The organism is Microbacterium insulae, assembly GCF_042677065.1.
In the GTDB taxonomy this organism is placed as follows: Bacteria; Actinomycetota; Actinomycetes; order Actinomycetales; family Microbacteriaceae; genus Microbacterium; species Microbacterium insulae.
The window spans coordinates 750,016-769,904 of the sequence record NZ_JBHTII010000001.1 but is presented as its reverse complement, the minus strand read 5'-3'; the positions used below and the strand labels follow the sequence as shown (position 1 = coordinate 769,904).

At 69.3% G+C, this 19,889-nt stretch carries 17 protein-coding genes; 12 read left to right on the top strand and 5 right to left on the bottom strand.

The annotated features are described in order from the left end of the window. Window positions 1-63 precede the first annotated feature (63 nt). Entirely contained in the window at window positions 64-1,365 is a 1,302-nt protein-coding gene (locus ACFQ0P_RS03710; protein ID WP_204980524.1) for an ABC transporter substrate-binding protein, read from the bottom strand. A 150-nt stretch (window positions 1,366-1,515) separates the two neighbouring features. Continuing rightward, entirely contained in the window at window positions 1,516-4,731 is a 3,216-nt protein-coding gene (locus tag ACFQ0P_RS03705; RefSeq protein ID WP_204980522.1) for a glycosyl hydrolase, read from the bottom strand. 146 nt (window positions 4,732-4,877) lie between these two features. On the opposite strand from ACFQ0P_RS03705, the gene ACFQ0P_RS03700 reads away from it, so the two are divergent. The 12 genes from ACFQ0P_RS03700 (at window position 4,878) to ACFQ0P_RS03645 (ending at window position 16,111) form a co-directional block, all read left to right on the top strand. Further along, window positions 4,878-5,840 carry a carbohydrate ABC transporter permease gene (locus ACFQ0P_RS03700; RefSeq protein ID WP_204980520.1) on the top strand — a complete coding sequence of 321 codons (963 nt, stop codon included), beginning with the start codon at window positions 4,878-4,880 and terminating at the stop codon, window positions 5,838-5,840. Between the two features lies 1 nt (window position 5,841). Further along, window positions 5,842-6,678, top strand: coding sequence for a carbohydrate ABC transporter permease (locus ACFQ0P_RS03695; RefSeq protein ID WP_204980518.1), 837 nt, complete (start codon window positions 5,842-5,844; stop codon window positions 6,676-6,678). 99 nt (window positions 6,679-6,777) lie between these two features. Further along, window positions 6,778-7,572 carry a TIM barrel protein gene (locus tag ACFQ0P_RS03690; protein WP_204980516.1) on the top strand — a complete coding sequence of 265 codons (795 nt, stop codon included), beginning with the start codon at window positions 6,778-6,780 and terminating at the stop codon, window positions 7,570-7,572. Then, window positions 7,569-9,110 carry a GMC oxidoreductase gene (locus ACFQ0P_RS03685; protein WP_204980514.1) on the top strand — a complete coding sequence of 514 codons (1,542 nt, stop codon included), beginning with the start codon at window positions 7,569-7,571 and terminating at the stop codon, window positions 9,108-9,110. The genes ACFQ0P_RS03690 and ACFQ0P_RS03685 overlap by 4 nt, the downstream gene beginning before the upstream one ends. 46 nt (window positions 9,111-9,156) lie before the next feature. Continuing rightward, window positions 9,157-9,561, top strand: coding sequence for a C-glycoside deglycosidase beta subunit domain-containing protein (locus tag ACFQ0P_RS03680; protein WP_204980512.1), 405 nt, complete (start codon window positions 9,157-9,159; stop codon window positions 9,559-9,561). Beyond that, window positions 9,558-10,664, top strand: a complete 1,107-nt coding sequence (locus ACFQ0P_RS03675; RefSeq protein WP_204980510.1) for a sugar phosphate isomerase/epimerase family protein — start codon at window positions 9,558-9,560, stop codon at window positions 10,662-10,664. The genes ACFQ0P_RS03680 and ACFQ0P_RS03675 overlap by 4 nt, the downstream gene beginning before the upstream one ends. Beyond that, on the top strand, window positions 10,661-11,710 hold the full coding sequence (locus ACFQ0P_RS03670) for a sugar phosphate isomerase/epimerase family protein (protein WP_204980508.1): 1,050 nt from the start codon (window positions 10,661-10,663) through the stop codon (window positions 11,708-11,710). Before ACFQ0P_RS03675 ends, ACFQ0P_RS03670 begins: the two co-directional genes overlap by 4 nt. Continuing rightward, window positions 11,703-12,485 (top strand): nuclear transport factor 2 family protein, encoded by a 783-nt coding sequence (locus ACFQ0P_RS03665; protein ID WP_204980506.1) that lies wholly within the window; start codon window positions 11,703-11,705, stop codon window positions 12,483-12,485. Before ACFQ0P_RS03670 ends, ACFQ0P_RS03665 begins: the two co-directional genes overlap by 8 nt. Before the next feature lie 8 nt (window positions 12,486-12,493). Further along, on the top strand, window positions 12,494-12,910 hold the full coding sequence (locus ACFQ0P_RS03660; RefSeq protein WP_204980504.1) for a C-glycoside deglycosidase beta subunit domain-containing protein: 417 nt from the start codon (window positions 12,494-12,496) through the stop codon (window positions 12,908-12,910). Beyond that, the gene (locus tag ACFQ0P_RS03655) at window positions 12,907-14,088 is read left to right on the top strand and encodes a Gfo/Idh/MocA family protein (protein ID WP_204980502.1); all 1,182 of its coding nucleotides are present in this window, start codon (window positions 12,907-12,909) and stop codon (window positions 14,086-14,088) included. The genes ACFQ0P_RS03660 and ACFQ0P_RS03655 overlap by 4 nt, the downstream gene beginning before the upstream one ends. Before the next feature lie 24 nt (window positions 14,089-14,112). Next, window positions 14,113-15,114, top strand: a complete 1,002-nt coding sequence (locus ACFQ0P_RS03650; protein WP_204980500.1) for a sugar phosphate isomerase/epimerase family protein — start codon at window positions 14,113-14,115, stop codon at window positions 15,112-15,114. 4 nt (window positions 15,115-15,118) lie between these two features. After that, window positions 15,119-16,111 (top strand): Gfo/Idh/MocA family protein, encoded by a 993-nt coding sequence (locus ACFQ0P_RS03645; protein WP_204980498.1) that lies wholly within the window; start codon window positions 15,119-15,121, stop codon window positions 16,109-16,111. 73 nt (window positions 16,112-16,184) lie between these two features. On the opposite strand, the gene ACFQ0P_RS03640 is transcribed toward ACFQ0P_RS03645, so the two are convergent. From ACFQ0P_RS03640 to ACFQ0P_RS03630, 3 genes are all read right to left on the bottom strand, one after another. Then, the gene (locus tag ACFQ0P_RS03640; RefSeq protein WP_204980496.1) at window positions 16,185-17,057 is read right to left on the bottom strand and encodes a ThuA domain-containing protein; all 873 of its coding nucleotides are present in this window, start codon (window positions 17,055-17,057) and stop codon (window positions 16,185-16,187) included. After that, entirely contained in the window at window positions 17,054-18,508 is a 1,455-nt protein-coding gene (locus tag ACFQ0P_RS03635) for a hypothetical protein (RefSeq protein ID WP_378771361.1), read from the bottom strand. Before ACFQ0P_RS03635 ends, ACFQ0P_RS03640 begins: the two co-directional genes overlap by 4 nt. 69 nt (window positions 18,509-18,577) lie before the next feature. After that, entirely contained in the window at window positions 18,578-19,846 is a 1,269-nt protein-coding gene (locus ACFQ0P_RS03630; RefSeq protein WP_204980494.1) for an ROK family protein, read from the bottom strand. Window positions 19,847-19,889 lie beyond the last annotated feature (43 nt).

Here is a 19,889-nt window from a genome sequence, read left to right as displayed (position 1 = left end):
CCGAGACGGAGGTGCCGCCCGGGGTCGAAACCCCGGGCGGCACCGTTTCGCGCAGTCAGAGGATCAGCTGTCCCACGCCGCATCCATTTCGTCGAGAACCTGGTCGACGGTCTTCTGACCGGTCAGCAGACCCTGGACACCGGTGCCCAGCGCGTCGTAGACGGCGGGGTTCGGCCACGTGGCGTTCGGCAGTCCCACGTACGCGCCGTCGGCGAGGAGGCCGCCGATGGGCTCGTACTGCGGAAGCAGCGTCGCCGGGTCGATGCCCGTGATCGGCACGCTGCCGGAGAGCTCGGCGTAGGCCTGAGCGTTCTCGGGCTGCGCGACCCAGTCGAGGAAGGCCTGGGCGGAGGCCTTCACGTCTTCGTCCGACGAGGCGTTGATGCCCCACGCGTAGTTCGCGCCCGTGACGGTGAACGCGTCCTGGCCGTCCGCGGGCGGGAAGGCCTGAACGTTGAGCTCGGCGCCCGTCGCGTCGCTGATCGAGGCCGCCGCGCTGCCCGGAACTGCGGCGGTCAGCGACGTCCCTCCACCGAGGCCCTGCGTGATGCTGTCGAACGTACCGCCGGCAGCGCCGTCCTGGAAGCAGCCGGAGTCGTTCATCTCGACGATGTCCTCGAGGACGTCGCGCCAGCCGCTGTCGGCGAAGGAGACATCACCGGCGGCGCGCTGTGCGTTCCAATCCGGCGTCTCGGCGTACACGCGGGTCGCCGAGATCAGCATCGAGAACAGGCCCGTGTTGAAGGGGATGCCGCCGGCGAGCACCGTGAAGGACTTGCCGCCGTCGCGAGCGGTGGTGCACGCGTCGAGCAGCTCCTCGTAGGTCGCGGGGTACTCCGAGACGCCGCTCTCGTCGGCCGCGGTGACGTTGAAGACCATCCCGACCGGGGTGAGCGCCGTCGGCTGGGCGAACGTGTCGCCGTCGATCTGGAACTCCGCCTCGGCGCCCGCGGGGATGATGCTCGCCGACGTCTCGTCGAGGGGCTCCAGGAATCCGGCGTCGGCCAGCGTGATCACGGAGATCGGCTGACCGGTGCCGGGGGCGAGGATCATGACGTCGGCGGCGTTGCCGGCCTGCAGCTGCGTGGTGACCTGGGTGTTGTACGCGTCGGAGGGGTAGGGGATGACCTCGACCTCGACGCCGGTCTCTTCGGTGTACTGCTCGATGATCTGAGCGTAGAAGTCGTCCTGGTCATTCGCCTGAGCGACCATGACGCTGAACGGGGCGTCGGCGGCGCCGCTGCCGTCGTCGGTGCTCTCTCCGCCGTTGTCGCCGCTGCCGGAGCATCCGGCGAGGATGAGGACTCCCGCGATCGGCGCCGCGAGAAGCGACCACCGGAGGCGGGAAGCTGTGTGCTGTGGCATTTCGACCCTTTCGTGACTTCGTTGTCGCCAGCGTCGGGTTGCTGGCTCGGCGCTCGGCCGCTCCTTCACAATGACACACATTCGCCGGTTTTCGACATTAGTATCGTTTATGTAGTGCAATAGCCCGGCTGATCCGCGCGATTCGGCCGATCAGGAGGTCTTTTCGACGAGCAGTGAGACGGGCCCCATCAGACCGGCCGGAAGTTCCACCGCCGATGCTTCGAAGACCTCCCTCATCGGCGGGAACACCTCACCCGACGGGCGGACGGCCTCCGCGATCAGGCGATTGCGCCAAGGGGTCGCCACCATGACCTCGATCGTGTTCGTGCCCGCTCGCAGAGCGTTCGCGACGTCCACGCGGAACGGCGCCGTCCACGCCACCCCGCAGTCGACGTCGTTGACGACGACCCGCGCGATGTCGTGAACACCGCCGAGATCGACCCACGCACGCGCGCCATCGAGAGGTACACGGTGTTCGAACACGGTCCGATACGTCCCCGTCCCCGAGAAGCCGCGGGCGGCGCCGCCCAGCTCGGTCCACAGGGCCGGCCGTGGCAGGACGATCTCCTCCCGGCCGGGCAGGGCGAGCCGCCACGGTCCGTCGGTAAGCGGCGCGGGTCGACGCACCGGCACCTCGTCGCCGGCACTCGCCGCCGCGGATCCGAGTGGCACCACGAAGACGGATCCAAACGGCGGCAGGACCAGTTCGACCACCGTTCTGCCGTCGCCGGTGGTGACGCCCGGCAGCGGAGTGGCCGACAGCTCGACGGGATCCCACGCGCTCAGCCCGCCGACGCGCTCGGGGACCGAGAGACGCACGTGGGCGATCTGGTCCGAGGGGTTGGCGAGGAACGTGACGCGTCCTCCGTCGACGCTCCGCGCGACCGTGCGGACAGGATGCCCCGTGATCTCGAAGTCCGAGCGCAGCCCGAGCGAGGTCAGGGCCTCTGCGAGATCCGACGTCGCGAGGACGCGCCCGGCCGGGCGATCCTCCGCCCAGATTTCGTCGCACAGGCGCCGGAACTCGCTTTCGTCGTCGGCGAGCGACGGCGTCGAGTGCGGCGGGAGCCCCACGATCGTCGCTCCCGCATCGGCGAGCCGCTGGAGATGACGCAGGGCCGCGACGGTGAGCCGGCTGCTCGAGCCGCCCAGGACCAGCAGCCGGTAGCGGGCGCCGACCGAACGCAGGTCCCCGTCGCGATCGACGCGCAGGACCGCCAGCCCCGCGGCATCCACGTAGTCGAAGTCGAATCCGGCGGGCACGGTCGTATCGAGGCCGTCGGCGAACAGGCCGGTGACCGGAGCCTCCTCGCCGACGAAGACCGCGAAGTCGACGGCGGGCTCGCCGGCGGACAGCATCGCCGAGCAGCGGGCCAGGTACTCGATCCAGGGACCGGCCATGGCGGCCCACGTCTCGTTCACCGTGAACGCCTGTCCCAGGAAGGGCGCCAGCGCGATCCCGGGAGGTGGTGCCGCGAGCGGCTGATGCGGAGACGTGTGGATGCAGAAGCGCGTCACGCCGAGGGCGAGCTGCAGATCGGCGACGTGCTTGAGGCTGCGCGGGCTCGACGCCCAGGGCCGGTCGAAGCTGGTGAAGGCCTCGGCGCCGGTCCACTTCCGGCCGTGGACATGGGCGACGGATGCCGCACCCTTGAGGTCGGCCACGTAGGTGGGGCGCGGCCCGGTGCCGGGATCGTACGTCCACATCGCACCCATCGGCACGTCCGCGTGCGAGCGCATCGCGAGGTCGTCGCCGAGTTGCGGTCGTCCGTCCTCGAGCGCTTCGGCGTAGTAGCGCATGCCGCGGCGGTGCGCCTCCGCCGCGAGAGTGGCGTAGTACTCGGCCGAGAGCAGGTCGGCCAGGGTGCGCCGATAGTCGTAGAGGAATCTGTCCGACTCTTCGGCCCCGCCCACGAGATAGCCGGCGAGCGTCGGCAGCCACGGGGTGGGGTCGTAGCCGCGCAGGTCGCGGAACCGCTCGGCGATGCGGTCCGTCCAGTTCTGGCTGCCCGCCTCGATGCTGTCGGACAGGAGCGCGTCGAAGTCCCCCGCCTCGAATCGGTCCAGATGGCGGGCGAGGAAGGCCGCGACTCGGACGCCATCGAGCTTGTCCACCTCGAGGCCGGTGCCGTCGGGGAGAGCGGGTCCGTTGGTCTGCCCGGTGAGCGACGCGCCCAGCCGGAGGACGCGCCAGCGGCCCGGGGGAGCCTCCCAGTCCAGGACGCCGCCCTCGACGAGCGCGGTGAGATCGTGCACGTCCGCCGCCCGGACGGCCGCGGCATCCGCGCCGGCATCCGTGTCGACGGCGTAGTAGTCCGGCACGACCCCGAAGCCCGCCTTCGTCTCGGCGTGGTGGACGCGGCCGCCACCTCGCAGTGCGAACTCCGACACGTGGAAGGCGTCGCTGCGGTTCAGCACAGGCGGGATGCGCACGCCGTCGGCGACGGGCGGAAGCGCCTCGGCTGCGCTCGCGCCGGAGAGCATCAGACGGAACCGACGCGCGGTGACGGGAGGGAACGCGACGGTCCGCGCGGGAGCGGTCGTCGCTTCGAGGTGCGCGATCGGCTGGAAGCCGCCGTCGACGTCGCCCGCCTCGAGCACGGCGTCGGGGGGCGGCGCCGCTCCGAATCCGCGCGGACCGGGGAGCCCCACCGTCACGGAGCCGACCGACACCGGCTCGTCGAACTCGACCTCCAGCCACGCGGAGGATCGGCGATCGGGATCCCGCGGCAGTGCGAGCGCCGCCTCGAACCCGCCGTCGGTCAGGCAGGCGACGTCGGCCAGCATGCCCGAGCCCCGGACGCGATCGGGCCGGAGCGGGTCGTGGGCATCGTCGGCCGGGAAGGCGACGACTCGCCAGTCCGTCGACCATGCGTCCCGCGGAGAGGCGCCCCAGCGGGGGGCGTCCTGGAAGAGCCCGGCGACTGCCGGAAGCGGGGGCAGCGTCACGCGCCGTCGACCGCCGCCGTCGACGATCGCCTCCGACCACACGATCTTCTTCATGGCGTCGCGGGGCTCCACCCAGGGCCCTCCGCTCGCGCTCCATCCGGCCGAAGTGGCCACGGCCAGCTCCAGGCCGAGGTCCGAGGCGGTGCGCGTGGTCGTGCGGATCGCTTCGCTCCACGCGGCCGATCCCGGTCGGACCGGCTCCGGCACCACGAGCGGCACGCCCATGCCGCCGTCGAAGAGCTGGACGCCGCGCACGCCGACGTCGTGGAGCCAGGTGAGGTCGCGGACGATTCCGGCTGGATCGACGTTCCCGTCCATCCAGTGCCACCACGCGCGCGGGCGGGCATCATCGGGAGGGTCGATGAATCGGCGCCACAGGTCCGAGGTGGTCGGCGTCGATTGCGGGAGCTCCGGCATGCCTTCATCCTCTCCGTCGCTCGGCCCGCTCATCCGTCTCCGCCACTTATATCCGATATCGCTAAAACTAATGTGTGCTTTCGACGCAAGTGTGTGAAAGTGGCATCAGCGCCGGTGACGGCGAGTGACGACGAGGTCAGGGAGAGATGACAGTGACGATCGAGCGCGATGCCACTCGCACCCTCACGGTGCCTCCAGAGGCACGGCGCACCCCTCGCCCCCGCGGCCGCAGGCCGCTGATCAGCTACGGACACTGGTGGTGGGCGCTTCCCGCCATCATCCTCGTGATCGCCGTCCACTACGTCGCCAACCTGACCGGCGGGTTCTTCGCCTTCACCAACTGGACGGGGCTGGGCGACTGGGAGTTCATCGGCCTCGACAACTTCGTGCGCATCTTCCAGGACCCGTTGCTGTTCGGCTCGGTCGTGAACACGCTCTTCCTGGCCTTCGGTTCGGTCGTTCTGACGAACATCCTGGGGCTCGGGTTCGCCCTCGCGATCAACCGCACCCTCAAGACGCGCTACGTCCTGCGCACCCTCCTCTTCCTCCCCGTGGTGCTGAGCCCGCTCGCGGTCGCGTACATCTGGAAGTTCATCTTCCAGTTCAACGGACCGCTCAACGGCTTCCTCGGCGCCATCGGCCTGGAGTCGTGGCAGAAGATCTGGCTGGCCGACCCGAACTGGTCGATCTGGGCGATCCTCCTCACCGTGGTCTGGCAGCAGACCGGGTTCGTGATGGTCATCTACCTCGCCGGCCTCGCGTCGGTGCCGGTCGAGATCGAGGAGGCCGCGGCACTCGACGGCGCGAACATCTGGCAGCGGTTCTGGCACGTCACCGTGCCCGCCATCCGTCCGTCGATCGCGATCGCAACCACCCTCGGCATCATCCAGGGCCTGCGCATCTTCGATCAGATCTTCGCGCTCACCGGCGGGGGCCCGGCCGGAGCCACCGAGACCCTCGCCACACAGGTCTACAAGCAGGCGTTCTCGCTCGGGCAGTTCGGCTTCGGCTCGGCGCTGGCGCTGGTCCTGACCCTCATCATCCTCGTCTTCGCCATCCTCCAGCAGTACGCCACCCGCGACCGCGACGCCGTCGGAAGGGCCGCCTGACATGTTCCGCTACACCAAGCTCACCGCGGTCCGCGAGGTCGCGATCTGGATCGTCACCCTGCTCGGGCTCCTGCCGTTCTACTTCCTCTTCGCCACGGCGTTCAAGACCGACGAGGAGACCCTCACCACCAGCGCGATGACGCCGCCGTCGTCGCTGAACTTCACCGCGTTCGTCGACGTCCTCACCACCGGCGGGCGCAACAGCATCCCGATGGGCATCTTCAACAGCGTCATCATCACCGCCGGGGCGATCGCCGGGCTCATCCTCTTCGGCTCAGTCGCCGCCTACGTGATCACCCGGCGGACGCGCACCTGGACCAACATCACGTTCTACCTCGTCCTGATCGCCATCATCCTTCCTGCGCAGCTGGGCACCGTGCCCCTCTACATCGGCGCGCGATCGGTGGGCCTCACCGGCAGCGCGATCGGCATGATCCTGCTGTGGATCGGCATCCTGCTGCCACTGTCGGTCTTCCTCTACGCGAGCTTCTTCCGCGGGCTCACCACCGAGTACGAGGAGGCCGCGGTCATCGACGGCGCCACGCCGACCCAGGCCTTCTTCCGCGTCGTGCTGCCGCTCATGGCTCCGGCGACCGGCACCGTCGCGATCCTCGCGGGCCTGATCGTCTGGAACGACTTCTTCAACTCCCTCATCTTCCTCGGGGGGTCGACCACCCAGACACTGCCCGTGGCGATGTACACGTTCGTCGGAGGACTGGTGTCGGCGTGGAACAAGATCTTCGCCGTCGTGATCATCTCGATGATCCCGATCCTGCTCTTCTACATGTTCGCGCAGAAAAAGTTCATCCAAGGCTTCGGCGGCGGCCTGAAGGGCTGACGCCGGGCATCGATTCGGGGGCGGCCGGATCGTCGAGCGGAAGCGGGGTCACCCGCGCCGCACGTCGCCCACCCATTCGACACACCGACCGGAGACGCCATGTACCAGCTCGCACCCAACATCGAACTCCTCTTCACCGAAGCCGGGGACTACCACGACCGCGTGCGCGCCGCCGCCGCGGCGGGTTTCGACGCCGTGGAGATGTGGGGACCGACGGGGGTGGATGCCCCGGCGCAGCCGAAAGACCTGCCGGCCCTGAAGGCCGCGCTCGAGGAGACCGGGACGCAGCTCACCGCTCAGCTGTCGGAGCCGCGTACGCAGTTCATGATCCCGCCGTGGGACCACTCGGAGTTCTTCCGCAAGCTGGACGAGGGCGTCGCCATCGCGCAGGACCTCGGCTGCCCGCGGATCGTCGTGGGAAGCGGCACCGGGTTCGGCGGCTGGAAGCGCCAGGTGCAGCTGGACAAGCTCATCGAGATCTACCAGAAGGCGATCGCGCAGATCGACGGGTCGGGGATCACGCTCGCCCTCGAGCCGGTCAATGTGCGCGTGGACCACCCAGGCTCGCTGCTGGATCGCACGGCGGAGGCCGTCTACGTCGCCCGCGGCGTGGACTCGCCCTTCTTCGGCGTGCTCTACGACATCTACCACTCGGCGGTGGAGGGCGAGGACATGGCGGCGGAGCTCGAGAACGCCGGTGACCTCATCGCCTACGTGCAGCTCGCAGACGCCCCGGGCCGTGGCGAGCCGGGCAGCGGTTCGCTCGACTGGACCGAGCGGCTCGGCGTCCTGCGGTCCTCGGGGTACGACGGGCCCATCGGCCTCGAGTACTACCCGACGCAGGAGTCCGCGGCATCCGTGGTCCTGATCCGCGAACGGGCGGCCGAGGCGTGAGCAGATACCCCGATCAGGTCGACGTCGCGATCGTCGGAAGCGGTCCGACGGGAGCCGCGTACGCGCGCATCCTGAGCGAGGAGGCGCCGGCTGCCGTCGTCGCGATGTTCGAGGTCGGTCCGACCGTCTCGGACCCGCCCGGTGCCCACGTCAAGAACATCACGGACCCTGAGGCTCGAGCGGCGGCGCAGCGCGCCTCGGAGGGGCCGGGTGCGGGCGCGGCGACGGTGAAGGATCCGGGAGCCGTGAAGGCCGGCACGCGCATGGCGCGGCCGGGGACCTACCTCCTCGAGGACGGGTTCCGCTTCGACGGTGAGGACGGGCTGCCGGTGGTGGCCTTCTCGAGCAACGTCGGCGGGATGGGCGCGCACTGGACGGCGGCGTGCCCGCGGCCCGGCGGCAGCGAGCGGATCGACTTCCTGCCCGACTTCGACGTGCTGCTGTCCGAGGGAGATCGGCTCCTCGGGGTCACGACCGACGCCTTCGACGGCGCGCCGTTCACGGCCCTCGTGCGCGAGCGCCTCGCCGCCGCCGTCGACGACGGGCGCGAGCCCGCCACGCGCGTCCAGCGGATGCCGCTCGCGGTGCACCGCCGCGAGGACGGAGCGCTGGTGTGGTCGTCGTCCGATGTCGTCATGGGCGACGTCACCCGTCAGAACGCGAACTTCTCGCTCCACGACGAGTCGCTCGTCACGCGGGTGCTCGCGGACGACGGCCGCGCGGTCGGTGTGGAAGTCCGCGACCGCCGCACCGGCGAGATGCACGAGGTGCGTGCGCGGTTCGTCGTCGTCGCCGCCGACGCGCTGCGCACTCCGCAGGTGCTCTTCGCCTCCGGCATCCGTCCTCCGGCCCTCGGGCGCACGCTGAACGATCAGTCGCAGGTGGTCTTCGCGGCTCGGATCCGGGATGCCGCGCCCGTCGTGGCCGCGGAGGGCGAGTCGCTCGACGAGCACCGCGTCGTCGACGGCGCGATCAGCGAACAGAGCGGCGTGAGCTGGGTCCCGTTCACCGACGACCAGCCGTTCCACGGCCAGATCATGCAGCTGGATGCCTCGCCCGTGCCGCTCGCCGACGACGATCCGGTCGTCCCGGGCTCGATCGTGGGCCTGGGCCTCTTCACGGCCAAGGACTTGCAGTGGGACGACCGCGTCGAGTTCAGCGAGACCGAACGCGACTGGTACGGAATGCCCGCCCTGCGCATCCATTACCGGCTGACCGGGCGCGACCATGCCGTGCTCGATCAGGCGCGGGAGCGGATCGTCGAGCTCGCGCACGCCGTGGGCGAGCCGATCGGCGACCGTCCGTTCACGATGCCGTTCGGCGCCTCCCTGCACTACCAGGGGACGACCCGGATGGGACCGGCCGACGACGGCCGGTCGGTGTGCGGGCCCGACAGCGAGGTGTGGGGGGTGCGCGGTCTCTTCGTCGCCGGCAACGGCGTCATCCCGACCGCCACGGCCTGTAACCCGACGCTGACCTCGGTCGCGCTCGCCGTGCGTGGCGCTCGACGGATCGCCCGAGAGCTTGCTTATGTCTGATTCAGACATTAGAGTGTAGAAACACGAACAAAGTCAAGGAGGACTCGTGATCCCCGATCGCATCATCGAGCAGGGCACGCTCACGATCGACGGCGGCCGCGCCTCGGTCGAGGTGCGCCTGCCCTGGTACCGTGCGCTTCCCGCCTCGTGCATCGCCGGCGCCACCCTCACCATCGACGGCGTCGCCGCTCCGGCCGACTCGCTGCGCTGGGAGATGAACGGCCGCAAATTCACTTTCGCCGAGCTGGTCCCGAACACCGAGGAGTGGTGGTTCCCCACCGACTCCGCCGTCCTCTCGGGCGAGCTGGCTCTCGACCACAGCGCCGAGCACAAGGTCGAGGTGGGCCTCGTCCTCTACATCCCGTACATCGTCATCGGCGCCGACGAGGTGCTCCACATCGAGGAGCGCGACGCCAAGACCATGACCGCACGAAAGGCGGTGGCGGCATGACCACGCTCGGCTCGCCCATCCAGGGCGTCACGCTCTACAGCTTCACGCGCGCCTTCCACGGACGCGAGTACGACCTCGAGGGCCTGATCCGCAAGGTCGCCGCCGACGGTTACGGCCCCGGACTCGAGATCATCGGCTTCTCGAGCTTCCGCGGCTTCCCGCAGATCGACGACGCCTACGCGGGCTGGTTCCGCGACCTCGTCGCCGAGACCGGGCTCGTCACGACCTCTCTCGCGGTAAACGCCGATGTCGGCATCCACCGCGACCGCCTGCTCACGCAGGACGAGCTCATCGAGTACATGACTCTGCAGATCAAGGCGGCGGCGAAGCTCGGCTTCCCGATCGCCCGCGTACAGATCTCGATCACCCCCGACTCGATGGAGGCGCTCGCGCCGATCGCCGAGGAGCACGGCGTGACGCTCGCCCTCGAGGTGCACGCCGACCAGTACGCGTCGCACCCCCGCATCCTCGCACTCCGGGACCGCTACGAGAAGGTCGGTTCACCCTTCCTCGGCTTCACGATGGACTGGGGCGCGACCGTGTCGGGCTTCGCCCCCTCGCTCATCGAGGCCTACCGCCGACGCGGCGCGTCGGAGGAGCTCCTCGCCGCGGTCGTCGCGCTGTGGGACGAGTTCTACGAGCAGGGTCCTCCGGCCGACCAGGCCGAGCACGGCCAGCGGTTCGGACGATTCATCGGTCTGGCCGCGCAGAGTGGCCGCCCCGATCTCGGCATCGACTTCGGGATCAACGGCACCGGCCTGTTCGGACCGGCCCGCGTTGACGACTGGCTCGAGATCTTCCCCTGGATCAAGCACGTCCACGGCAAGTTCTTCGGCATCGACGAAGACGGCGAAGAGCCGTCGGTCCCCGTGCGCGACCTCGTCCGCCTCCTGGTCGAGAACGGGTACTCGGGAGCGATCTCCAGCGAGTACGAGGGATGGCACTGGAACTACTGGCAGTCGCCGTTCGACATCATCCGCGCCGAGCAGGCGGTGCAGCGTTCGGCGGCCGAGGACGCGGGTTCGCGCATGATCACGAATGCCTCGCAGGCCCGCGCTGCGCTGGCCGCACATCTTCCGACCACGACAGGAGCCAGCGCATGAGCGCCGAAGGAATCGCCGGGACGGGCATCAAGCTCGGCACCACCCTCTACTCGTTGACCAGCGAGTTCGCCGCCGGTCTGTACACGCCCGAGACGCTGATCCGCGCGGTGCACGACGAAGGCATCGGCCCCGGTGTCGAGTTCAACATCGCGCAGCTGCTGCGCACCTACCCCGACGTCGACGACGAGTTCGTGAAGCTGTGGTTCGACTCGCTCGAGAAGTACGGACTCGAAGCGAGCGCGGTCGGCACGAACCTCGACATGGGGCGGCGCAAGGACCGCGACATGACGCCGGATGAGGAGCACGACTTCCTCGCCCGGCAGCTGAAGACCGCGCACACCCTCGGCTTCAAGCGGGTCGTGATCCGCTCGCACGGCAAGGAGCTGCTGCGCAGCCTCCTCCCGCTGGCGGAGAAGTACGACCAGAAGCTGGGCTACGAGATCCATGCGCCGTCCGGGCCGAACGATCCCGCCGTGGTGCAGATGCGCGAGATGTACGACGAGCTGCAGTCCGAGCGGCTCGGCTTCACGGCCGACTTCTCGTCGACGATGCACAGCCTCTCGCCGACGCTGCTGCGCACCCTGAGCCAGATGGGCATGGATGAGAAGCACTTCCCCGTCATGGACGAGATCTGGCACGAGCCGACGCCCATGTACGTCCGAAACCAGAAGTTCGAGGACTACCTCACGAGCGAAGGCGTCGACCCGCTGACGTTCGGCCCCTTCACGCGACTGGCATTCAACATGCACGGCCTGGTGCCGCCGGAGGAGTGGCTCGACATCATGCCGCAGATCTTCCACGTGCACGCCAAGTTCTACGACATCGGTCCCGACGGGGAAGAGCCCGCCATGGACATCCCGCGCATCGTGAAACAGTTCGTGACGGGCGGGTACACGGGATACCTCTCGAGCGAATGGGAGGGGCACGCGTTCTCCGACCTCGGCGAGGCCGACCCCATCGACCTCGTGAAGAAGCAGCACGCACTCATGCGCAAAGCCATCGAAGACACCGTCGCCGAGCAGTCCAAGGAGACCGCGAATGTCTGACACCCTCACCGAGGCATCCGTCGCCGAACTGCGCGCCGAGCTCGAGAGCCTGCGGGAGCAGGTCGCCGACGCCCGCCGCCTCGCCCAGCGCGCCGAGGACCGCGGGCAGGTCGAGAACCTCTTCAACCGGTACATGTATCTGCACAACGCGTTCCAGGACGAGCAGATCATCCCGCTGTGGGTGAAGGAGGGCACCGAGGGCATCCGCGCCCGCTACACCAACGCCGGGCAGTACACGACGTGGGAGAGCGTGACGCGATACCACCGCGGGCGTCCGACCCCCGAGGGCAAGCTCATCCTTCACGCGACGACCACGCCGGTCATCGAGGTGGCAGCGGACGGCAGGACCGCCAAGGGCGTGTGGCTGATGGCGGGCACCGAGTCGGGCCTCACCGACCCGAAGGTGGCCGAGGCGTTCCCCGACATGTACTCGCCCGAGGAGGTGCTCGGCAAGAAGGTCTGGGCGCACTGGGTGTGGTGCAAGTACGCCATCGACTTCCTCAAGCAGGACGGCGAGTGGAAGTTCTGGAAGTTCCGCTGCTACGAACTGGCCCGCGCGCCGTTCGAGGAGAACTGGGTCAGCTTCGGCTTGAAGAACCAGGGCGCGTTCGACCTCGACCTCATGTACTTCGGCGACGACGGCAAGCCCGTCTTCATGCCGCCCGCCGACGAGCCCGTGCCGTCGACGAACCACCCCTACAGCCCGCAGTCCGTGCAGAAGCTCGAGCCGGCGCCGCCGGTGCCGCACGACACCTTCACCGACACGTTCGCCTAGGAGACGTCATGGCCACTCACAATTCCCTCTTCTCCGAGAAGGACGTCCGTCGCACAGACGGCGGCATCGCCGTCTCGGTCCAGCTCCCCTGGTACCGCAGCCTCTGGCTGTCGGCGGTCGACGACGTCGCGGCATCCGTCAACGGCGTCCCCGTCCCGAAGGAGTCGCTGCGCTTCGTGCTGGAGGGCCGCAGCTACCGCATCGAGGAGCTGCCCGAGCAGTCCGAGACGCTGTGGTTCGTCGCCGACCGGCCCGACGTCGTGATCGACCTCGGTCGCGACGTCGAACCGGGCGAGAAGCTCACCGTCGAGGTCGTGCTGACGATGCGGCTGCTCTACATGCAGATCATGCCTGGCCAGGACGGCGGCCCCGGCCGGTACGTGACAAACCGCGTCCCCGTGGAGCGTGAGGTCGTACTCGCATGACTCTGCGGGTCGCCATGATCGGGTACGGCTTCATGGGAGCCGCCCATTCGGTGGGCTGGCGCCAGGCGCCCCGCATGTTCGCCCTGCCTGACGACGTCGAGATGTCGGTGATCGTCGGGCGCAATGCCGAGGCGGTGGCGGATGCCGCGGCCCGGTGGGGCTGGCGGGAGTCGGCGACCGATTGGCGCGAGGTGATCGGGCGGGACGACATCGACCTCGTCGACATCGTCACACCCGGAGACTCGCATGCCGAGATCGCGATCGCGGCGCTCGAGGCGGGCAAGCACGTGCTCTGCGAGAAGCCGCTGGCGAACACGGTCGCGGAAGCCGAGGCGATGGCGGATGCCGCGTCCCGTGCCGCGGCCCGCGGGGTGCGGTCGATGGTCGGGTTCACGTATCGGCGGGTGCCGGCGGTGACGTTCATGCGCGATCTCATCGCCCAGGGAGTCGTGGGGCAGGTCGCGCAGGTGCGGGCGGCGTACCGGCAGGACTGGCTGGTCGACCCCGAGATGCCGTTGGCGTGGCGGTTGCAGAAGGAGCACGCCGGCTCGGGTGCGCTGGGCGACATCGGCGCCCACATCATCGATATGACGCAGTTCGTGACCGGTCAGGCCGTCACCGCCGTCGCGGGCACGTTGGACACCATCGTGAAGACGCGGCCGCTGCAGGGATCGGGATCGGGGCTGTCGGGCACCGCCGCCGACGGTTTCGGCGAGGTCACCGTCGACGACGTCGCGATCTTCACGGGGCGGCTCGACGACGGTGCGCTCGTCTCGTTCGAGGCATCCCGCTTCGCGACCGGTCGCAAGAACGGGCTCACGATCGAGGTGTCCGGAGACAGGGGCGCACTCGCCTTCGACCTGGAGGACCTCAACAGCCTGCAGTTCTATGATCGCACCGATCCGACCGACCGGCAGGGCTTCCGCACCATCCTCGTCACCGAAGCCGAGCACCCGTACGTCGCCGCGTGGTGGCCGGCCGGTCACATGCTCGGTTACGAGCACGGCTTCACCCATCAGGTCGTCGATCTGGTCACCGTGATCGCGGAGGGCACCGACCCGCACCCGTCGTTCGCGGAGGGCCTGTCGGTGCAGCGGGTGCTCGCCGCGGTCGAGCGGTCGAGCGAGAACGAATCCGCCTGGGTCCGCGTCGCCGCGGACGTTTCCGCGCCCGTTTGAGAAGTCGATTCGAAGGAGTATGCGATGTCGCGTCCGGTCACGTTGTTCACGGGGCAGTGGGCTGATCTGCCGTTCGAGGAGGTGGCGCGGCTGGCGGGTGAGTGGGGGTATGACGGCCTGGAGATCGCGTGCTGGGGTGACCACCTCGACGTGTCCCGGTGGGATGACGAGGAGTATGTGCAGTCCCGGCTGGGCATCCTGGAGCGCAACGGGCTGCGGGTGTGGGCGATCTCGAATCATCTGACCGGGCAGGCGGTGTGCGATGACCCGATCGATCAGCGGCATCGCGACATTCTCTCGGACCGGGTGTGGGGTGATGGGGACCCGGAGGGGGTGCGGCAGCGGGCGGCGGAGGACATGAAGGACACCGCCCGGATGGCCGCGAGGCTCGGGGTGTCGCAGGTGAACGGGTTCACCGGGTCGTCGATCTGGAAGGCGGTGGCGATGTTCCCGCCCGCCAGTGACGAGTGGATCGCGGCCGGGTACCGGGACTTCGCGGACCGGTGGCACCCGATCCTGGACGTGTTCGAAGAGGTGGGGGTGCGGTTCGGGTTGGAGGTGCACCCCAGTGAGATCGCGTACGACTACTGGACGGCGAAGGCGACCTTGGAGGCGATCGGGCACCGTGAGAGTTTCGGGTTGAACTTCGATCCGTCGCATTTCATGTGGCAGCAGCTGGACCCGGTGGCGTTCGTGCTGGACTTCGCCGATCACATCTTCCACGTGCACGTGAAGGAATCGGTCACCAACCTCGACGGCCGCAACGGGGTGCTCGGCTCGCACCTGCCGTGGGCCAACCCGCGCCGGGGGTGGACGTTCGTGTCCACCGGGCACGGGCAGGTGCCGTGGGAGCCGCTGTTCCGCGCGCTCAACGCGATCGGCTACACCGGCCCCACCAGTGTGGAGTGGGAGGACGCCGGCATGGACCGCCTGACCGGCGCCCCCGAAGCCCTCGCCTTCGTCCGCAAACTCAACGCCATCACCCCACCCGACGCCGCCTTCGACGCCGCCTTCTCCACGAAGTAGAGCTGTGGCGCACGAGATCGGAGTCGGCGTCCTCGGCGCCGCGAACATCGCCGAACGCGCGATCGTCGAGCCGGCGCGTGCGCTCCACGGGGTGCGCGTCGTCGCGATCGGCGCGCGCGATCCCGAGCGCGCCCGCGAGGCCGCCGACCGTCTCGGCGTCCCCGACGCGGGCGATTACGCCGCCGTGATCGCGAACCCCGACGTCGACCTCGTCTACATCCCACTCCCGTCCACGCTGCAGGCGGAGTGGGCGGTGAAGACGCTGCAGGCCGGCAAGCATGTCCTCTGCGAGAAGCCCCTCACGGCCAATGCGATCACCGCGGCGCTCGTCGCCGAGACGTCCGAGGCGACCGGGAAACGCGCGTTCGTGGGCTTCCACTACCGGCTGCACGGCTTCACGCGAAGGCTTGTCGAGGTGCTCCGCTCGGGGATGCTGGGCGAGGTCCGCCGCGTGGAGTTCGACTACAGCATCCCCCACTTCGTCGTGAAGCCGGGCAACATCCGCCTGGATGCCGACCTCGGCGGCGGTTCGTTCATGGACGTGGGCTGCTACGCCGTCGACCTCGTGCGCGCGGCCTGGGGTGAGCCCGTCGTGCGCTCGGCGGAGGCAATCCTCTCGGAGGACGATCCGCGGGTCGATCTGCAGACCGATGCCGCGCTCGAGCTGCCCGGGGGAATCCCCCTCGGCATCCGCTCGTCGTTCGTCGGCGATGACCGGGGCAGCATGTCGCTGCGGGTCGAGGGGTCGGCGGCGTCGCTTGTCGCGACGAGCGTGATCGTGCCGCAGTGGGGGGCCGCGCTGACGGTGACCGCCGGCGACGAGGTGCTGCTCGAGGAGACGGCCATCGAGGGCGAGAACAGCTACGCACGGCAGCTCGAGCACGTCACCGCGGCGCTCCGCGACGGCACGCCGAGCGAACTGGATGCCGCGCTCGGCGTCGGTACGATGCGCGTCATCGACGACGTGTACCGGGCAGCAGGCCTGCAGCCGCGCTGACCCCGCGCGTTCCGGTGGCAGGTGGTGTCGCTTCTCTCGCCGTGACGCGACACGACCCGCCACCGGAGTGGTCTCAGCCCTCGTGGTTGTAGTACGGCCAGGGCAGGAATCGGCGCTCGCCACGGCGGTCGGGGCCTGTGAGTGAGACCGAACCGGTCGCGGCCCACTCAACGCCCCGCGGGAACATCCGGATGAACTCGATGCGCCGGAACGTGTCGATATCGTGGCCGATCGTGATCGTGAAGGACCGGCCGGCTCCGTACTCGTTGATCCACGCGATGGGCTGGTGCGTGTTCATGCCGTTGAGCTCGGCGATACCGCCGTCGGGGATGACGACCGGGTAGTGCGACATCGGCCAGACGGGCGCGTTCTCGTAGGCCTCGAGATCGTCGAACGTCGTCAGGAGCACCTGGGCGCCCTCGTAGAGGTCGACGCCGGTGAGGATGTCGTCGCCGGTGACGGTCCAGGTCGCGTTGATGCCCTCGGTGATCGGATGCCGCGGCTCGGCTGTCGAAAGGACCGCCTCGCCCCACGGGCGAGGCCGCAGCCCGGTCTCGTACGCGCTCAGCTTCGCCCCGCGCATGACGTTGTACTCCTCGGGGTAGCCCCACGAGTCCTCCTGGGCGGCCGACCCGTGGAACCACACGATGCCCTTGCCCTCGTCGTGCACGAAGCGCAGGATCGCGGCGTCCGTCTCGTCGCCGAAGCCGACGGCCCGGTCGAAGTAGCCGTCACGGCCCTCGAAGACGACGATCAGCACGTCGTACTTGTCGATGATCTCGGCGCCCAGCCCACGCGGATCCTCGACGACCCGGACGCGGAAGCGTCCCGTGTCTTCGAGGAGCGAGGTGATCCACTGGTTGTGCTGGCGGAAGCTGCGGTGCTCGTTGTCGTGCTCTCGGGTCATGTGACCCGAGAGGATCAGCGCGTTCAAGACGTCGGTCATGCGTGGTCCGTTCGGTTCGTGGTCGGCGCGGATGCGAAGTCGCCCAGTGCCGTGCGCGCGAGCGCGAGGTGGGCGCGAGTCATGGTCGCGGGGTCGTCGTCGAGCCATTCGTGCCCGCCCCACTCGCTCGTGAGGGTGCCCGTGAAGCCGGTGCGGCGAAGGGCGGCGCCGATGTCGGAGATCGGGCCGGAGACCCGTGCGCCGGTGTCGTCGAGATCCCAGAATTTCAGGTGCACGCCTTCCGTGAGCGGCAGGAGGGGAGCGATGTCCTCGACCGTCGACCGCCCGAACCGCACGAGGAGATTCATGAAGAGCGTGTGCGCGGCCGGCGGAACCTCCCCATTCTGGAGAGCGCCGAGCACAGCGGCATGGGTCTCGGGTGAACGCCAGTCGTCCGTCAGCCGATCGACGAGCTCGCCGGTCACTCCGGCGTCACGGAGAGCGTCGAGATAGCTCGGTGGTAGTGACGGCATGAGCATGCTGATGTCGATCAGCACCCGGATTCGCGGATCGGCCAGTGCCGTCAGCAATTCGAGGTTCGCGGCGTTCGCGGGTGCGTCGAGGGTCTGCTGGCCCTGGATCTCCTCGTACAGCACGATGTCGAGGTCGGCGAGTGTCGGCTGGAGGAGGCGCAGGAGACCGGGGCCCGCCTGCCCGAAGGGCACACGCACGCCCCGAGCGCCCAGCGCGGCGGCTGCCCGGAGCTGCGGAACGAGGAACTCCCACCGCTCCTCGTCGCTGCGGCGGCGCTCCCGAGAGTCCCAGTCGTCGATGCTGCCGCCCACGATCGTCACGGCTCCACCGGCGCGGCGGAGTCGCTCGCGGAGCGCGAGGACCTCGTCGTGGGTCGGCTCCGGGAACGACCGCCAGAGCTGGCCGGGCTCTATCTCGATCGTCGGGGCGATGCCCGCCTCGACGATCCCGGCGACGACGTCGAGGGCCTCCCGCTCGGCTCGGATGATCTCAGGCGTCCAGTTGAATGCGCTCGCCGACAGCGCCCACGTGCTGGCCGACGTGGGCTCGGCCACGCTCGCGGCGGGGGTCGCGCCCCTGGCGCCGGGCGCCGACGTCGCGGCACCGGGCGGACGGACTTCCAGCGCCGCGTCGGCGCGGAACGGCAGCGTCAGCGGACCCGCCGGACCGGCCGGGAGATACGGCACGACGAGTGCGAAGGACACCGCGACGTCGTGGATGCCGGGGCGCAGCATCCGTCCTCCGTCCAGCGTGAGCCGGTCTTGGACGAACCACCATTCCGACGTGGACGAGAGGGCCACCGGATCGACGCGGCGGCCGTCCATGCGGACCTGGACGTCGACCGCCTCGCCGTCCACCTCGACGGCGAGACCGATGACGCTCGCCAGAGGCAGAGAGCGGATCCACGGCAGGCTGATCCTCAGGGCGAATCCGTCCGACGTCGCGGCGAGCGCGTCGTCGAGCAGGACTGGGAGCATCGTCGCGCCTCGCTTCTGTCTAGTTCAGACAGAAAGCTACACGCTTTAGTCGAAATGCGGAAGAAGTTGTCAGGCGGCGTCGACGAAGATGCCGCCCACCGTGGGCCGGCCGGCGGCGAACCAACGGGGGAACGTGACGTCGAACAGCTGCTCGCGGACCATCTCGGCGCCGCCCCTCAGCGGCTCTCTGGCGTCGTCGACGGACTGCGCGATCGTGAGGTCGCGCGTAGCGAGAGGCAGCGAGAGCTCGTACACCCGCTGGCGCACTTCCGCGAGGAAGATCTCGCCGGCGGACGGCACGGCACCCCCGACCACGATCGTCGCCGGGTTGAACATGTTGACGAGGGCTGCGATGGACTCCCCGACCACGCGCGCCGAGCGCTGCACGAGCGAGATGGCCACCGCGTCTCCGTCTTCGGCGGCGCGTGAGATGGCCTCGGGAGTGAGCGCGTTCCCCTCGCTCACCCAGCGCGCGAGGTGCCCGGTCGAGCCGTCCGCGACGGCCTGCTCGGCGTCGCGCACCAGCGCCCAGCCTCCCGCGACGGCCTCGAGGCATCCGGTCTTCCCGCACCGGCAGGGCACGTCGGAGTCCCGCACTCTGACATGGCCGATGTCGCCAGCCGCGCCGTTGGCGCCGCGATGCAGGCGTCCCTGGGAGAGCAGGCCCGCGCCGATGCCGGTGCCGATCTTGCAGTAGATGAGGTCGGCGTGCTCATCCCGGCGCCGCGCGCGCTCGTTCAGCGCGAGCAGATTGACGTCGTTGTCGACCCATACGGGCGCCTCGTAGCGCTGCGCGAACTTGCGGCGCACGTCGAATCCGTTCCAGCCCGGCATGATGGGCGGCGCGACCGGGCGGCCGGTGCCGAAATCCACAGGACCGGGTACCCCCACGGCGACGCCCCACACGGGCACGTCCGGGGTGCGCGCAAGAAGCTCGTCGATCATTCCCATCGCCGTGTCCAGCGTCTCGGCCGGCCCCCGCGAGATGTCCCAGGCACGGTGCTCGGCGTCGAGCACGTCGCCGTCGAGAAGCGTGACGCCGACGTGGATGTGCAGAGCGCCGAGTGCGCAGACGATGATGCGGCCGCGGTCGCTGCGGAAGCGCAGCGTACGCGGCGCGCGGCCGCCTGATGAGGGGCCGAACTCGCCGTCCTCGAGGAATCCCATCTCGATCGCCTGATCGACCCGCTGCGTCACGACGCCGCGGCCGAGACCCGTGACGCGGCCGATCTCGGGCCGGGTGCTCGCCTCGTGGGTGCGAACGAGGTTGACGACCCGCAGAAGGCTCGTGACCTCGTCCGTCTGAGCGCCGAAGCGCAGCGTTGACTGTTTCGCCATAGCTGATCTTGACACGACTTCTGTCGCCTAGCGACCTTTCCAC

Bases quoted from the DNA above. Each gene is read 5' to 3' on its own strand.
- ACFQ0P_RS03710 (WP_204980524.1), bottom strand. From the start codon at position 1,365: ATGCCACAGCACACAGCTTCCCGCCTCCGGTGGTCGCTTCTCGCGGCG.
- ACFQ0P_RS03705 (WP_204980522.1), bottom strand. From the start codon at position 4,731: ATGCCGGAGCTCCCGCAATCGACGCCGACCACCTCGGACCTGTGGCGC.
- ACFQ0P_RS03700 (WP_204980520.1), top strand. From the start codon at position 4,878: ATGACAGTGACGATCGAGCGCGATGCCACTCGCACCCTCACGGTGCCT.
- ACFQ0P_RS03695 (WP_204980518.1), top strand. From the start codon at position 5,842: ATGTTCCGCTACACCAAGCTCACCGCGGTCCGCGAGGTCGCGATCTGG.
- ACFQ0P_RS03690 (WP_204980516.1), top strand. From the start codon at position 6,778: ATGTACCAGCTCGCACCCAACATCGAACTCCTCTTCACCGAAGCCGGG.
- ACFQ0P_RS03675 (WP_204980510.1), top strand. From the start codon at position 9,558: ATGACCACGCTCGGCTCGCCCATCCAGGGCGTCACGCTCTACAGCTTC.
- ACFQ0P_RS03670 (WP_204980508.1), top strand. From the start codon at position 10,661: ATGAGCGCCGAAGGAATCGCCGGGACGGGCATCAAGCTCGGCACCACC.
- ACFQ0P_RS03665 (WP_204980506.1), top strand. From the start codon at position 11,703: ATGTCTGACACCCTCACCGAGGCATCCGTCGCCGAACTGCGCGCCGAG.
- ACFQ0P_RS03660 (WP_204980504.1), top strand. From the start codon at position 12,494: ATGGCCACTCACAATTCCCTCTTCTCCGAGAAGGACGTCCGTCGCACA.
- ACFQ0P_RS03655 (WP_204980502.1), top strand. From the start codon at position 12,907: ATGACTCTGCGGGTCGCCATGATCGGGTACGGCTTCATGGGAGCCGCC.
- ACFQ0P_RS03650 (WP_204980500.1), top strand. From the start codon at position 14,113: ATGTCGCGTCCGGTCACGTTGTTCACGGGGCAGTGGGCTGATCTGCCG.
- ACFQ0P_RS03640 (WP_204980496.1), bottom strand. From the start codon at position 17,057: ATGACCGACGTCTTGAACGCGCTGATCCTCTCGGGTCACATGACCCGA.
- ACFQ0P_RS03635 (WP_378771361.1), bottom strand. From the start codon at position 18,508: ATGCTCCCAGTCCTGCTCGACGACGCGCTCGCCGCGACGTCGGACGGA.
- ACFQ0P_RS03630 (WP_204980494.1), bottom strand. From the start codon at position 19,846: ATGGCGAAACAGTCAACGCTGCGCTTCGGCGCTCAGACGGACGAGGTC.